This is a genomic window from Paenibacillus woosongensis, from assembly GCF_030122845.1.
In the GTDB taxonomy this organism is placed as follows: domain Bacteria; phylum Bacillota; class Bacilli; order Paenibacillales; family Paenibacillaceae; genus Fontibacillus; species Fontibacillus woosongensis_A.
Map to the genome: position 1 here is coordinate 4,219,662 of NZ_CP126084.1, position 15,734 is coordinate 4,235,395.

General features: G+C 41.9%; 13 protein-coding genes. 2 read left to right on the top strand and 11 right to left on the bottom strand.

Going from position 1 to position 15,734, the window contains the following annotated elements; translation table 11 throughout:
- Window positions 1-18: 18 nt before the first annotated feature.
- The 6 genes from QNH46_RS19320 to QNH46_RS19345 all read right to left on the bottom strand — a co-directional run bounded on the left by QNH46_RS19320 (window position 19) and on the right by QNH46_RS19345 (window position 7,452).
- Window positions 19-1,908, bottom strand: coding sequence for a sensor histidine kinase (locus QNH46_RS19320; protein ID WP_283925660.1), 1,890 nt, complete (start codon window positions 1,906-1,908; stop codon window positions 19-21).
- A gap of 531 nt (window positions 1,909-2,439) precedes the next feature.
- Complete coding sequence (locus tag QNH46_RS19325) at window positions 2,440-3,294, bottom strand: carbohydrate ABC transporter permease (RefSeq protein WP_283925661.1); 855 nt, start codon at window positions 3,292-3,294, stop codon at window positions 2,440-2,442.
- A gap of 3 nt (window positions 3,295-3,297) precedes the next feature.
- Window positions 3,298-4,269, bottom strand: a complete 972-nt coding sequence (locus tag QNH46_RS19330; protein ID WP_283925662.1) for a carbohydrate ABC transporter permease — start codon at window positions 4,267-4,269, stop codon at window positions 3,298-3,300.
- Between the two features lie 63 nt (window positions 4,270-4,332).
- Window positions 4,333-5,727 (bottom strand): ABC transporter substrate-binding protein, encoded by a 1,395-nt coding sequence (locus QNH46_RS19335; protein ID WP_283925663.1) that lies wholly within the window; start codon window positions 5,725-5,727, stop codon window positions 4,333-4,335.
- A gap of 140 nt (window positions 5,728-5,867) precedes the next feature.
- A complete protein-coding gene (locus tag QNH46_RS19340) occupies window positions 5,868-6,668 on the bottom strand; it encodes a response regulator transcription factor (protein ID WP_283925664.1) in 801 nt (266 codons plus the stop codon).
- 481 nt (window positions 6,669-7,149) lie between these two features.
- Complete coding sequence (locus tag QNH46_RS19345) at window positions 7,150-7,452, bottom strand: toxin-antitoxin system YwqK family antitoxin (protein WP_283925665.1); 303 nt, start codon at window positions 7,450-7,452, stop codon at window positions 7,150-7,152.
- A gap of 549 nt (window positions 7,453-8,001) precedes the next feature.
- Here QNH46_RS19345 and QNH46_RS19350 point away from each other — a divergent pair.
- Window positions 8,002-9,225 (top strand): IS256 family transposase, encoded by a 1,224-nt coding sequence (locus QNH46_RS19350; protein ID WP_283925666.1) that lies wholly within the window; start codon window positions 8,002-8,004, stop codon window positions 9,223-9,225.
- A 407-nt stretch (window positions 9,226-9,632) separates the two neighbouring features.
- Here QNH46_RS19350 and QNH46_RS19355 read toward each other — a convergent pair whose 3' ends face one another.
- Complete coding sequence (locus tag QNH46_RS19355; protein WP_283925667.1) at window positions 9,633-10,070, bottom strand: hypothetical protein; 438 nt, start codon at window positions 10,068-10,070, stop codon at window positions 9,633-9,635.
- A gap of 104 nt (window positions 10,071-10,174) precedes the next feature.
- Here QNH46_RS19355 and QNH46_RS19360 point away from each other — a divergent pair.
- Window positions 10,175-11,325 (top strand): IS3 family transposase gene (locus QNH46_RS19360; protein WP_283925668.1). Its coding sequence is split into 2 segments (ribosomal slippage): window positions 10,175-10,430 and window positions 10,430-11,325, totalling 1,152 coding nucleotides; the frame shifts between segments, so codons are not numbered across the junction.
- A 285-nt stretch (window positions 11,326-11,610) separates the two neighbouring features.
- On the opposite strand, the gene imm48 is transcribed toward QNH46_RS19360, so the two are convergent.
- The 4 genes from imm48 to QNH46_RS19380 form a co-directional block, all read right to left on the bottom strand.
- Window positions 11,611-12,051: an Imm48 family immunity protein gene (imm48, locus tag QNH46_RS19365; RefSeq protein ID WP_283925669.1), complete on the bottom strand. Its 441-nt coding sequence runs from the start codon at window positions 12,049-12,051 to the stop codon at window positions 11,611-11,613.
- A 25-nt stretch (window positions 12,052-12,076) separates the two neighbouring features.
- Window positions 12,077-12,559, bottom strand: coding sequence for a hypothetical protein (locus QNH46_RS19370; protein WP_125084753.1), 483 nt, complete (start codon window positions 12,557-12,559; stop codon window positions 12,077-12,079).
- 24 nt (window positions 12,560-12,583) lie between these two features.
- On the bottom strand, window positions 12,584-14,914 hold the full coding sequence (locus QNH46_RS19375; RefSeq protein WP_283925670.1) for a hypothetical protein: 2,331 nt from the start codon (window positions 14,912-14,914) through the stop codon (window positions 12,584-12,586).
- Between the two features lie 149 nt (window positions 14,915-15,063).
- Complete coding sequence (locus tag QNH46_RS19380) at window positions 15,064-15,342, bottom strand: DUF6809 family protein (protein ID WP_283925671.1); 279 nt, start codon at window positions 15,340-15,342, stop codon at window positions 15,064-15,066.
- Between the last annotated feature and the right edge of the window lie 392 nt (window positions 15,343-15,734).

Here is a 15,734-nt window from a genome sequence, read left to right on the forward strand (position 1 = left end):
ACGAAAAAAAGCTTCCCGTCAATCTTCTCTTGACGGGAAGCGAATAATTGCTTCAGTACCTATTCCTTTTTCACTCAAGAAAGTGATTTCCCCTTGCATAACTTCTATTATTCTAAACGTTACCATAAGGCCGAGCCCTGTTCCCTTTGTCTTGTTAGAGAAGTACGGTTCACCAAGTCGGGCTAACACATCAGAATCCATTCCCTCACCGTTATCTTTAATATGAACAAAGACCCAATCATCTTCTTTATACCCCCATACCTGGATATCTCCCTCTCCGTGAAGAGATTCGATACTATTTTTAATGATATTAATAATAGCCTGCTTAAATTTTGATGAATTTCCTTTGATTAATAAATTATCCGGGATATTAACTGCGATTTTTCCACCCTGTAAATTAGCCATGGGAACCAAGATTCCTTCAATATGTATGAATTCCTGCATCAAATTTAGTGTGGCCACCTTTCCTACTTCCGGCTTAGCAAAAGTAAGAAAATCAGTGATGATATTCGATGCGCGGTCAAGTTCGTCCAGAGCCATATTTAAATAGACTTTCTCGGAGTTCTCGTGCTTTTCAGCCAATAATTGAATGAATCCTCTAGTGACTTGCAATGGATTTCTCACTTCATGAGCCACTGAAGCAGCCATTTCGCTGATAATCTCCATTTTCTCAGAACGCTGCAGTTCGTTGTTAAACATCTCTAACTGCTTTGAGTACTCGACCACTTGTTCATGATTTTCAGCAAATCTTCTTCCTAAAATAATAATTAAGGAAATCAGGAAGCATATTACACCCCACTTCCACAAGTACAAATCATAAAACGAATTTTGAGAATAAAACCAAACTAGTTCACCAATTCCAAACACTGCTAAAATTAAAAATCCTATACTAAAAATAACCGCATCTTTATTCTTTTGAATTGTATATATAGTCACAATGCTCAATAGCAATACAAATTGGGTAATCATTATAAACCCGAGAAATTCTTGTGATATTAAATTATAAATCGGAAAAATTCTGCCTGATGTCAATTCATTAAGAATAAGCAATAATGCACAAATTACTGAATAAACTACTTGAAAGTTTCTAAATTTGCGAATTATTGAGTAATAACCTGGTCCAAAAACTTTCTCAAAGAAAAATGTAAATGCCGGAAGTAGGATAAATAAAGCAGCATCAAATAATGTTACGTACACCTTACCCAAATCCTCAAATAACCAGTATAAGAAGGATGAGTACGTGATTACAATTACGCCGCTAGATAAAAACACAGCACAGAGAGATACCCAGATTACAAGATTATCTGATCTTAAAAATACCGTACAAGCTAACATAATCACTGCGATAAATATAAGCGTGCTGCCCAAAATGAAATCAGAAATATTTCCTTTAACATACTTTTTTAAGAGTTCCTGATATTCACCGACTTGAATTTCGTTTGGAATGCCTATTCTCCTTTGAGATGATACCCCAATGTAAAGAGATTGCTCAGCATCAACCTTATCCACGGGCAAAATCACGCTATTGATTTCATAGTTATAATTGCGATCAGATTCATAAATTTTAGCCCCATTATAAATCGCTAAAATATGTTTTCCGTAGATCTTACTAATAAGAACCGTAGATGATTCTAGACTAAGTTCGGGTAAATCAATTTTTATCCATTGGGCAGTTGCATCCTTGGGTCTTTCAGGTGCCGGAGCCTGTGTAGAAACCTGAATCCATTCAAGTTTTTTTAAATTCTGCTCAGTAAGATCCAATTCTTTATCGCTTGTCCATGCAATTTCCCAATGCCCTATCGTTTGTTCAGTTGATTTTTTGTCACCAGAATTCTCTAATAGAAAAACACAATATACAATGAGTAATAATCCAAAAAAGATGGCTATGGCCTTGAATAACCCCTTCATTACAGCACCCCTGCCATTAAAATAAAAAAACTTCGATAATCCTACATTATATTATTCGATATAATCTCTCTTAAACCTTCAATATTCTGGAAACCACTAAAATTTTTTATCATATATTGTCATTTGCCCGGTACTTTTTGCAGATTTTCCTATTTGTCATTTTTCGTCATGATCCGGCTACAATGGGCTGTCCAATCGTATAGATAAAATGGCTCCAAAGTCTTAATATACCATGACCTGACTTCCGGCGATAGACGCCAGAGGAAGAGCATGGGAAAACTTCTGAAGTTTATCCAATAACTGAAAAAGCCAAGGTAGAGGCCTTCGAAACAGCGGCTCCCCCCTGGGCCTATGCATCCTATAATTACGGGCACTCCGACCCGTCCGGCAAAAAGAAAAAGATCGCTCATCCGGTCAAAGGTTTGTACTCCTACAAACCTCCGAAATGAGGCGATCCCATGTAATAGCTTAGCTTTAAGCTTCATTCTCGAACCTGCACAACAGGTCTGCATCGCAGCAATGTCTGATGGGTTACTCTTTCACGCCTCCCAGGGCTACCCCTGCGATAATATACCGAGATAACAGGAAGTAAACGATAAACAGCGGTAATGCCGTCAAGGCCAGCCCCAGGTAGATCGAGCCGAATTCCAACTTGTAAATGTCACCGCGAAGCAAACTTACCATGATCGGCATCGTATACATCTCTTTTTTGGTTAGCAAAATGAGCGGCATAAACAGGTTGTTCCAGTTGGCTACAAAGGCAAAGATGGCCTGCGTCGCCACTGCTGGTATCATCAACGGCAGAATGATCCGGTTGAATGTTTTATATTCTCCAGATCCGTCTACACGCGCGGCTTCTACGATTTCTAGCGACAGCGTTGCTAGCAAGTATTGGCGCATGAAGAACACTACCGCCGGTGCTGCTATGGCAGGCAATATCAGCGGAAGGAAATTATTCGTCCATTGCAATTTATACATGAACTGATAGAATCCGATCGCACTTGCCTGAGCAGGAATCATCATTACACAAAGGATAAAAGTAAAAAATGCGTTGCGCAGCTTCCAATTATAGGTCACTAGTCCATAAGCCGCCAAGGACGAGAAGTAGACCGTTAAGATGGTTGCCGAACTGGAGATAATGAACGAATTCAGGAATCCTTGAATAGGATCAAAGCTCTTGCCGAGCAGCACTTGCAAGTTGCTTATTAAGTGAGTGGAAGGAAGCAGCGAAAGACCGCTTTGGATTTCAGCTGTAGAGCGTGTAGCGTTTACAAACATGATCCAAAACGGAAAGATGCTGAGGATCGCCAGAAAAATACAGACAACATAGATGATCGCCTTGGTAAACTTTAGACCGGCGGTTCCCCTTTTCTGAGTTTTTTCCATGTATTACACCTCTCTCTCTACTGCTGCACGGGCAGACTTTCTATTTTCCTTTTCCGCTTTCTTCAACTTTGCCGCATCACGGTCGCGCATTACGTAGAACAGTATTGCAGACAGGAACGCCGCAATCGCAAACAGGATCATACTCGCCGCTGCAGCGCGATTATATAAATAGCTGCCCTTGAACGCTTGCCCATAGATGAACATGGTCGTGGTAAGCGTGGAATCGTCTGGCCCTCCCAAAAGGAACAACTGTGGAATATCGAACATCGTTAAACCGCCGACCATCGATGTAATCAGCGTGAACAGCAATATTGTACGCAGACTCGGCAGTGTGATGCGGAAGAAGGTTTGAATTCCGTTCGCACCGTCGATTGACGCAGACTCGAATAGAGCGGGATTTATACCCATAACGCCTGCAATAAGAATGATCAATGTGTTGCCGTACCACATCCAGAATTGAATGAATGATACAATGCCGCGCACTGTCGTCTTATCCTGAAGGAAATAGATCGGAGCATCGGACAATCCCAGTGACTGAAACAAACTGTTGATTGGGCCCATCGGATAGGCAAACATCGTGCTAAAAAGTATGGCGATGGTACTTGCAGTAATAATATTAGGCATATAGAACAGAACCTTAAATGCACCTTGTCCCTTTATTTTAAGGCGCTGATTCGTGAACCATGCCGTAAGCAAAAGCGCGAGAACGATCTGAGGGATGAAATTGACTATCCAGAGCAGCCCTGTATTGAACAGAGACTTCCTGAACGAGGGATTATTAAAAATGAGATCCTTAAAGTTCTGAAATGGGTTATCCAGAATATGAATTGGCTTGGGCACTAAGCCCTTCATGTCTGTAAACCCAATGACCGCGGTGTATAGAATGGGATACAACGAGAAAATCACAAATGCAACCACAAACGGGAAGGTAAAAAAATAACCATATTTCGAATAGTTGACAACCTTGCGACGCATGTCCTCACCTCACTTGTTGATATAAAGAGGCGGGGGAACTCCCCCGCCCCTTCCGCTTCCTTCTTATTCGCTATCAATGTCAAGCTGGTCTTTGACCTGCTGTTTGAAGGTTGCAATCGCACTTGCGCGGTCCTTGTTGCCTGAGGTGTACTCGCGTACTTGATCGCGCCAGAGCAGATTTATCGACTCATCGAATTGAGTCAGGTTCTTACCAGATGCGTTAGCGTTGGCTGGAACGAACACGTCGAACATGTTCTGTCCGCCGAGCAGTTCTATTTCGCCGTTGGACTTCGACATTACGACAGAGGATGCAACGCTATCCTTCGTACCTTGTTCGCCCTCTTTCATCGTACCGTTAGCCCAATAAGTTTGGAGGCCCGTGTCAGAAGTGTCGAGGGTAACCCATTTAATAAAGTCTGCAACTGCCGCCTTCTTGGCTTCGTCCTTAGTAACTTCATTGTTGGCCAGCAGCCATGTGCCTCCCCAGAAGAAGCCTGTCGGCGGCTCGGTAACAGCCCAGTCGCCATTCGTATCCTTGACTTGGCCATTCATGACGTAGTTGATGAGCCATGCTGGTCCAAAGAAACCGAAGATCGGTTGAGCGCCAGTACCGGACATATCTGCGTACCATGCTTCCTGCCAGTCTCGCGTATCATTATGATAGCCTTTGTCTTTGAGCTCCTTGGCAAGATCAAGGAACTGTTCACGCTTCGGATCAATATGAAGCTTCCCGTCAACAATCCAACCCTTGTCAGAACTGTTCTCAATCGGATGCCAAATATCGCCGTCACCCGATACGATCCCGTATCCTTTAGCTTTCAGCTTCGCAGCTGCTGCAAAGAATTTATCCCAGCCAGGGCCAATTTCATTTTTGATTGCGGCTGGATCGTCCGTTCCAAAAGTATCCTTCGCAAGGGAGCGGCGATAGATAAAGGCTCCGCCTGTGGCTTGGTAACCGAGGCCTTTCAGTTCGCCGTCTTTGCTGCCGATATCAACGGAATATTGAGCGATGCCCGCATCCTTAACCATTTGATCGTCAAGGCCCAGATCCGCGTAATTAGCCGCATAAATGGATGCGTCGCCTTGTGTATATTTGAGCACGAACGCAGCTTCAGCTGCATAAATGTCCGGGGCATCTTTACCGCCGCCGGCCAGTGCCTGGTCAAGTGCCGGTTGATAAGCGCCATCAGTAGTTGCAATAACCGTAGTTTTGAATTCCACATTTGCATCAGGATGGGTTTCTAAGTATTTTTGGGTCATATTCGGAATCTCATCCGTGAAGCTCCAAAGATTGATAGTAACTTTCGGGCTTTCTCCGCCTTTGGAAGCCGAACCATTGTTAGTTGCTGGGGCCGTATTGTTTGGTGAGTTGGGTTCCTTCGAGCCTCCGCCACCACACGCTGCGAGAACAGACGACATTACGAGCATTAAAGAAAGTCCCACTAAAACACGTTTCATTTTTTTCATACTTTGCCTCCCCTTTTCTTTATTTCTTCGGTTTTGTGTAACCGCATACATATTATAGAGCCTATGGTCATAAGACATAAGGAACCACTTTTTAGGAAAGATTCCTCTTTTTTTTAGGTTTGTTCGAGCTATTATTGAATGTGGGCTTCCACTCCGTTCCTAATGGATCGATACTGGCCCGGACTCATTCCCTCGTATTCCTTGAACAGCTTATTAAAATATTTGACTCTCTGATAACCGGTACGGCATGCGACTTCCACTATGGTCAGATTCGTTTTCAGCAGCAGCTCTTTCGCTTTCTGCAATTTTCTGCGGGTGACGTATTCGCTAAAATTCATTTGGCATTGTTCTTTGAATAGCGAGCTGAAATAGCTTCCGTTCAGATGTACATGCGCAGCGACTTCTTGCTGGCTGATCGCCTCCTCTATATGCATTTCCACGTAGTGCATCGCCTTGCGGATCGGATCGCTTAATACGGCTTCTTCATCCCTGATGGCCATCAATTTCGGATCGGCCATCTTCCGCATATAGACGATATCTTCCTGTTCTTCCACGACCTTCAGAGCATCCTCTACAGAGGCAATCAGCTTGTCACGGCCGATCGGCTTTAACAAATAATCCACTACGGACAAACGAAGCGCTTCCTGGGCGTATTCAAACTGGGCATAGCCGGAGACGAGAATAACAGATGGCTGACGCTGCATATTTTTCTTCCTCAGTTCGCTAACTAAAGCAAGACCACTGATCTCCGGCATACGAATGTCCGTTATCATCAGCTCCACGGGAGTCTCCTCAAGAATTTGCAAAGCGGCCCCACCGCTGCTTGCCGTGAGGATCTCATATTGGCCTGCTGCCCATACTCTAAGTATTTTCTTCATGCCTTCTCTCGATCTCGGTTCATCGTCGACGATAAGGATCGTTCGGCTCCTCATGGCATTTCCCCCCCTGTCCCATTCATTTGATTTACTCGTTCTGTCCTGGCCTCTAATCATCATCTCATCCCAAGATAAAAATAAGGGTAGCCCCTAATATTCAATATTAAGACTACCCTCTAGTTGGTATGGAATTGTATTATCTTGTGATTCAAGTACCTCCTTTTTATCACTGAATAATCACAAGATCAAGTTTAAAATATTCTTGAATTCCTATGCGATAATCTTCTGAAATGCTGATGTAACAGCACGAACGCAACACAAAGAGGCCGATTATGATCCGGGCATAATCCAGCTGTTTAAAGTAATTGAGATCTTTCGATAATATTCATCTTTATCCCTCATTATCATATTATACTTTTTTCCTAAGGGAGCATCTCTAGTGTAAAGCATAATTGCATCCTTGCTCGTCACATTTTTTAAAACTTAATATTTTGCCTAAAACTCTATATTCAACTAACTTTATACAACCATTTTCATACTACTCCTTTTGCGGACCTTCTAGTAAATTATTGTTGAGATACTTAATTTCTTTGACTTGTCCATTCAGATAATATTGCACCATTTCCCCATGCTTAATGCCGTCTTTAACTACGTAGTAACTTGCTAAATTACCATTCTCATAACAATCATAGATTATTCCGGTAAATAAATGTTCGGTACCCTCTTGATCATATTGCACTATAAAAGAATCATATTCGTCTCCTCCATAGCCAAATGTCTCATCGAACAAACTACCATTTTCTAGAACATGACCTTTTTTTAGTATTTTAATATTCTTCAACTGCTTTAGGATATGGCGACCAATCTAAATATTTTTCACAAAAAGATTCTTCCTCAAAATCTTAAAAAAAGAAATCACAACCTGCTGAGATCCCTTGGATTTTACCCTTCCTATAATTAATCATTCTTAAGTATCTATTTCTTCCCAAGTAATAATATCTCCCATACCCGCTGCAAAGATTGGAATGGCAACATCTTTCCTGAAATAAGACTCATTAATCACATTTTCTCATTAACCGCATCAATTCGATATTTCCATTATGCCCCTATAGAAGAATTTATAGATTCATCCCCCAATGTCTGCCGAAAAGTCAAGGGGTGCTATATCTCTGGGGCTTTCTTTATTATATTCGTTTGGGAATACAAAAGCTTATTCCTAACTCATAATTAAGTTGGAATAAGCTTTTTCTAAGTTTGTTATTTCCTCAAGTTGAGTCCGTATAATTGTGTAAATTGATAGACTTCCAAAAATAAAGGGAGCCATATTCAAAACCCTCAGTTAGAATGGTGTTGTCGAATCATCACTCTAAATACACGAGGTGGAATTGAAATGGCTCAATATCAGATTACCGTAGATTCACAACTTTTACAGCAACTTTTTTTAGGGAATTCGCAGGATTCAGGTGTCGCTAAGTTGCTTGAATCTGTACTGAACCAAGTCTTACAAGCGCAGGTGACGGAACAAGTGGAGGCAGACCGATATGAACGTTCGGAAGATCGACAGGGATACCGCAATGGCACGTATCCGCATCAACTTCATACACGTGTTGGAACCATCACCCTGAGTGTTCCACGTATTCGTGGCGGTAAATTCACAACGGAGCTGTTTATGCGTTACCAGCGAAGTGAACAAGCACTCATTCTTGCCATGATGGAAATGGTCATCAATGGTGTCTCTACGCGGAAAGTGTCTCAAGTCACAGAAGAACTCTGCGGTACCGAATTCTCCAAATCTACCGTTTCCGATCTATGCAAACGTCTTGATCCGATCGTTACTGCGTGGAATAACCGTCCTCTATCCGACAGTCGGTTCCCCTTTGTTCTGGTGGATGCCTTGTATTTAAAAGTGCGAGAAGACGGGCGAGTCCGATCTCGTGGAGTCATGTTAGGCATTGGCGTGAATACAGACGGCCAACGTGAAGTGTTAGGCCTGATGCTAGGAGATACCGAGTCGGAAGAAAGCTGGACGGAGTTCTTCAGTTGGCTCAAACAACGTGGTCTTCGCGGTGTGGATCTCATCGTCTCTGACGATCATGGCGGGCTCGTCCGTTCCATAAGGCAGCAACTTCAAGGAGTCGCTTGGCAACGCTGTCAGACGCATTTTATGCGCAATGTTTTGGACGCCTCTCCAAAGGCTTTAAAGGAAGAAATTCATGGTCATGTAAGGGCGATTCTAGAGGCTCCTGATCCAGACACCGCTCGTATGCTGCTTAACCAAACCATTAGCGCTTATGGCGACAAAGCACCCAAAGCAATGAGAACATTAGAAGCAGGCTTTGACGATGCTACAGCCGTTCTGAGCTTACCTGAGAAGTACCGTAAACGTCTTCGTACAACGAACAGCGTGGAACGCTTAAACGAGGAGGTGCGACGTCGGGAACGAGTGATTCGCATCTTCCCGAATCGTGAATCTGTCATTCGTTTGATCGGTGCGCTGCTTATGGAACAAGACGAAAAGTGGGCAGCTGGGAGGAAGTATCTCGATATGGCCGAGTATCTCAAATGGCGTGAGAACAAGCCGAATACTACAGCAAAAGTAACCCGTATGATGTAACCGAATCTAGCTGAGGGAATTTACACATAATTAGGGACTTGATCATTTCCTCATTAATACACTATCTATCTTAGAATTATTAGTTAATCTTGCATTTACCAGATAGTACATCCCTGATTACAGTCAGTTGCAGATCTTCGGAGTAGACCTTACATGCTTTGGCCTCCTTTGACCCTTCATAACACCTGCCAAGTACAATCTGTAATGGTGCTTTTATCTATCCCCAACTGCTTCGCCTCATAACTTGGATTTGATTCATTCTAAAGGCATCGCTTTACGAAACGTAACTTTACCTCTAAAGAAATTAGACTCCTTTTAGACATCATTAACACTCAATAACATCGGTTTCTAAAAATTTCAGCAAAATTTGATTCGCTGTTCTTAAATATTTATAAACTTCAACCTCTTTAGTTTATTACTTTTCCCTCTGTAATTGAGAAAATTAATTCGTCGCCATCATCATATACAATGCATAACTTCTCATCTTCAATTACATAAAATTCATTTATAACTTCTCTAAGTCCCATTTCCCATAAAATCTTTCCTTCATAATTAAAAACATAGATATCAAGTTCACAAATTGCAATAACAGCATTCTGTGACTGCACTTCTATAAATTCATAAAATATTGATGTTAACTTTTTTTCAAAAACAATGTTGTCTAGGGACATATCAACGCATATAATATTTTTCTCAAATCCCAAAAACAATTTATTATTTTTATCTTTTACTACTATATGTGGCTTTATACCACAATCATAATAAGCTATACCACATTCAAAATTAACCTCACTAACTGTAATAACTTCAAACCTATTATTGTTACCTTTTACATCACCAAACACTTTTTTTGAATTTCCATTAAATATATTTGCTGCTAGACTAGAAAGTGGACACGGAGAACCGAGAATGAGATAGAATTAAAATATCTTTATTCGAGGTGTCCGACATGACAAAAAAGTATGACAAAGAATTTAAAATGCAGACTGTTCGACTCATTCAAGAAGAAGGAAAATCGGTGGCACAGGTAGCTCGCGAAATGGGCTTGCACGAGAATACGATCTACCGGTGGATGGCCGAGTTTAAACAAGACGGCAGCCAAGCCTTCCCCGGCAGTGGCCAACTTAAGCCGGAAGATAAGGCTGTGCGTGACCTCCAGAAACGAATCCGTGATCTGGAAGAGGAGAACGATATCCTAAAAAAGGCCATGCACTACTTCGCCAAAGACCGGCGCTGATCTATTCATTCATCTATGATCATCGCTTCGAGTGCCGTATCGCGAAGTTGTGCGAAACCCTGGAAGTATCCAGAAGCGGTTATTATAAGTGGACCAAACGTAAAGAGAGTAAACGCGAGAAGCGTCGGAAGAAGCTGGAGCGGCGTATACGACGGATCTTTCTAGATAGCCGTCGTCTCTACGGAAGCCCGAAAATCCACAAGGTACTCCAAAAGCAAGGAACCAAGGTGTCTGAGAAGACCGTAGCTCGAATCATGAAGGAGCTGGGCCTTGTGTCCCGGACCGTAAAGAAGTACAAGGCTACCACGAACTCTAAACACAACTTTACGGTGTTTGATAATGAGTTGAATCAGCAGTTTCAGGTACTCGCTCCCAATAAGACCTGGGTTACTGACATCACGTATGTGCCAACCGATGAAGGCTGGTTGTATCTCGCAAGCGTCATGGACCTGTACAGCCGCAAAATCGTTGGGTTTCATATGGACGAGCGCATGACCAAGGATCTCGTGTTAAAAGCCTTAGAGCGCGCCTACATGCAACAAGGAAAGCCGCAAGGCATCCTGCATCACTCTGATCGCGGCAGCCAGTATGCTTCCCACGACTATAAAGCCCGGTTAAAGGAATATAGCATGAAGGGCAGCATGAGCCGCAAAGGAAATTGTTATGATAATGCGTGCATCGAGTCTTTTCACAGTGTAATCAAGAAGGAACTGATCTACCTGGAGAAGTTCAAAACGCGAGAGCAGGCTCGAAAGCGCATTTTCGAATATATTACATGCTTCTACAATGGAAAAAGGATCCACTCATCCATAGGGTATCACACACCCAATCAATACGAACGTTTGTACCGTTTTGCATCGTAATTTTCTCGGTTTTATGTGTCTACTCTATTGACAGAGGTACAATTTTATTTCAACGAACTCTTATCCAGATAGCATAACAATAAACAGTTGTCTGATTTTCTATTGACAATTCAGCCTTTTTATCTTTTTACGAAACGATATCTCCTTATTCACCATTAATACTCAAACATAGAAATAGCCTGTTTCTAATTATCGTATAGAAACAGGCTTTGAGTTGATAAACATAAAATAGCTATAACGGAAAATCAATTGAAGATGACATCTTAATTCTTAACAACCTTCTGTCTAATCACTTTCACTATTAATAATATCAAGAACCTCTATAATATTTGCTCTAAGCTGTGCCTTATCATCATTTAGGTACTGACGGTATCCATCTATCCCTCTGCGAATAATAGAAAACATAACTGGATGATATTCTTCATCCGTTGAGTTAATTAATTCCTGAGTAAAATCCTCTGCTTGATCCTCACTATAATTAAATCTTGCAACTAAAAGACTATGAGTTATAGAGTGTGCTTGCAAAGGGGGGATATCTCTTTCGAAAACAATTCCATTTATGATACCAAAACAAAAAGTTGCAAGTATTTGCCTTTCAAGCTCAGTTGTATCATCAAACTGCTTGTTAAGTAACATAAATATCTCAGATGTAATTTCTGCAACTTTACCTTTTGTATCTTCAATTATTTGTTTTTCTTCTTCACTCAACTCATAAAAATTAGACATAATCATACCTCATTCACCAAAAAGTTTAATATACAATTAACTTTCCATTAGGCCAACTTCCTTTCCATCCACATGGAAAGTTACCTGATTCATATACTTTAAATAACTCCATAAAAAAGGCTGGCTGTCGTTCGTTTCGATAATTATTTTCCATTAATGCACCAATAATATCCCACTTAACATTATTTAGCAAAGATTGCGGAAGTTTGTTATCGTTTAAATAGTTAGTAACATTAGGAACTACTAATTTGTCAATAATGTCTCTACCTTCCTTAGCATACTTGTTCCATTCCTTATATCTTTTAGGATGATTAATTAACAAGTATTCTGACAATTCATTATCCACTTCTTGGGTAATTTGCTCCCAATACTTCCCATCAGATTGTTTTAATGCCTTTTTCCAATTTTCAACAGTGGTATATTCAAAACTTATTTTCGCTTCAGGTAGTTTACCACAATTAGCAAACCAATTTATTTTTGTAATTCTACTGATAAACTGCTCATCCATATGCGTACTCCTTTCACAATCTAATTATTTAAATAAATACTTTTTCAAACTATTCATTGGCCCTGGTATCCTTGGTACTGGCATATCAGCCGTTAATCCAAAAGCTCTTCTTTGTTTTATGGCTTCCCTAACAGCGTAAAATGCATTTTCTTTCGATAACCCTGCATCTTGAAGAGATTGATAAAGAGCTTTTGTATATTCACCACAAGTAGGTTTCTCTTTATACCTAGTACCGCCTTTACGAAATTGAGACCAAAATTCCTCTAATGATTTGTGTGCATTAAAATGCGGGGTTCCTGCATCTTTAAAAGCATTTCCTTCTAATTTAATCGCCAATCCTTTATTTTTAGGAATTACACTTCTAAATGCTGCATCTTGATTTAAATGATGAGCCTGTCCTTTTATTGATTTATCTTTTTTAAGCTTACCATATTCATCAACAACTATCTTATCAGGATCAGCAGCCCCTCCTATTTTCTTCTCCGCCTCCTCCTTAATTTCCTTCATAGCCTGTTCAAAATTTATCTGCACTTCAGTCCGTTGAGGAACTTTATCCGGCATCCACTTCTCGAAGAAGCTAACATTTGGCGACGGGATACCATTTGCCAGTGCTGGCTGTCTCACCGCAAACATTTGAGCAAATTGACTGCCTGCTGCCGCTAAATCCTTCAAGCTCTCTTTAAAGCCTTCTTCTACGCTCTTAACTCCTTGTTTTAGCCATGCTGTGGAAGCTCCAACTGCCTTTTGGACAAGTTCACTTGATTTCTGGAATCCTTTTTTCCCTGCGTTCCCGATAGCTTTTAGAACTCTCGCATCGAATAATCCGCCGGTTATGCCACCAATTCCTGCGTCCATGAGTAATGTAGTGAAGCTAAATCCATTACCCTCCATACTCTGGCGCATAATACTTTCAAAAGTATTCGTTGTTGCGCCGAAAGCCATTTTCCCACCAATGGTCGCCATAGTTCCAAACGGTCCAAAAACGGCTCCAGATACAGCTCCAATCACGGATTCTCTAAAGGCAGCCTGCATATAATCTCCCATATCGCTGACTTCGCCTTTTACAATATCCGAAACGGCCATACTGGCTACGGCGGCGGTTCCTGCTATCGCAGCTCCAGCAGCCACGGCTCCAATGACAACTGCTCCAGCTCCTAAAGTGGCCACACACAGCACCGCTACCGCAGTGACCGCTGCCACCACAGCTAGCCCCGCCACTACATTCTTAAAGAGCTTGCCCCAGCTAAACTTCTTCTCCTCTTCTTCCTTCGGCGTATAAGTCTCGATCTCATCGTTATACTTCGGATAGCTTGTTCGGTCGGCACCATCCAGTTTGACCTGGCTTCCGAGTAGGTGATACTCACTTTCAACTGTAAATCCGCTCAGCTTGCTTAATTTCTTGGCCAGGATCATGTTCGGTGTTCGGAATACCACACGCTTCGGAGTGTACAGCGAAATATCTTCGCCCGCGTTCATCGTGAGCTTTCGGTGGCTTGTCAGGATGACACCTGCAGCATCATCAAAGCTAATCATGAGCGGCTCTTTGGAACCACTGACCACATTAATCGCTGTCGGCGTAATTTCTAGCTCACTGCCATGCTCTGTGCCGAAGTAGCGATTGTTGGGATCGCCTGTCTTACTACAATCCTCTCCGTTCGTTCGCACACAGCCAATGACCTTGGCCTTGCTTCCTGCATCATCCGGAAAGTACAGGCTCGCATTCGTTCCCTTCTGGGGCATCGAATACATGACACTGCCCGTAGGCGGGGCAAAGGGAAACCAATAGGCTGATGCGGGCGACTGCTCCTGATCGATCTCCAAATGCAGCTTAACCTGCTGACCCTTGACATCTAGCACCTTCCCGTTCATCGAGACGCCGACTAACTTGGAGTTATGTATCCGATTTTGACGTATGCCATCTCTTCTCGATAAACGGTAATTATAGATCAGTTGGCCCTGATCCATGGCGGCTTTCATTTCACTAATCACCATCGGTTTATCTCGGAACAGAACCTCATCGCCGATAGCATAACGTGTGCCGCTTTGAATCTCGTATGTAAAAAAATCGGTATGATGCACCGAGGCAGCTCCTGACCTGGCCTCTTGATACGCTAGTAAATCTTTGCTTGCCGTATACGGCAAGTCATCTGGAAGCTGGATGCTGTTCCTGTTCGGCACGCCGATGTACATTCGTGGTTTGGCTTCGTAAATATCACTGAACACCACGCTCTGCAAATGACTCGCCATCCGCTTAAGAAACTCCCAGTCCGTCTCGTCATACTGGATGATCGGCTCGCCAATAGGCTCGTTTTCACCCACAAGTTGAATCACATCGTACCCGGCGTAAGCTTTCAACACGCTTTTGACGAGTCTTAGTTTCAATCCAGTGGCAGCAACTTCCGCAATAAAAAAGCTTGTTCCCCCCTCCTACATTTAGGTAGAAACAAGCCTTTAATAATAACAGTTTTTTCTGATGCACATTATTGTATGGAACAATTTAACAACTAATATTCATTCCGTGTTGTATATACTTCTGTCATCATTAATGCACCGAGCTGAAATCCATGTACAAAAGAAACTTCAGCATGCATTGAACCTGATTTACTACGTAAATCAAGTAATTCTTCAAACTGACTAAATTCTGTTGCCGATAACTTCTTCTCCCACGTTTTTATGGCTTCGGATATTCTCCGGTTCAATTCACGATATTCGGGATCGGTTGGCACAATCGTTTCTACAGGGCGAATGTCTCCACGATATAACGCTTCTAAAATGCTTCTCATTTTCCTCTTCCCTTCATCAAGATTTGCAGCTCCTTAAAAGAAAAATTAGTACATGGTGCGGTTCGCAGTAAAAACACTTCTTTTGCAAAGGCATGCCACTTCCGTATCATTTATTCATCTTCTTTCAGCCGCTAGATAAGTAAAATCCGAACTCCAAAATAGGCGCAGTCGCATCTATATATGCCGCAAAAGAATTTCTTTCTTGCTCACAGCATTTTTTATTAATTTTCGTCCCCCTTTCATATAGATTTCAATTATCCTTTGGAACTACTCGTAGTCTCTTTTAAAGTGTAATTATTCTTGATTGTCTCACTAATCGTTACGCTGTAGCGTCACACAAATAATTATATGACGTTACAGCGTAACGGTCAATGATTTTATATTAATTCATG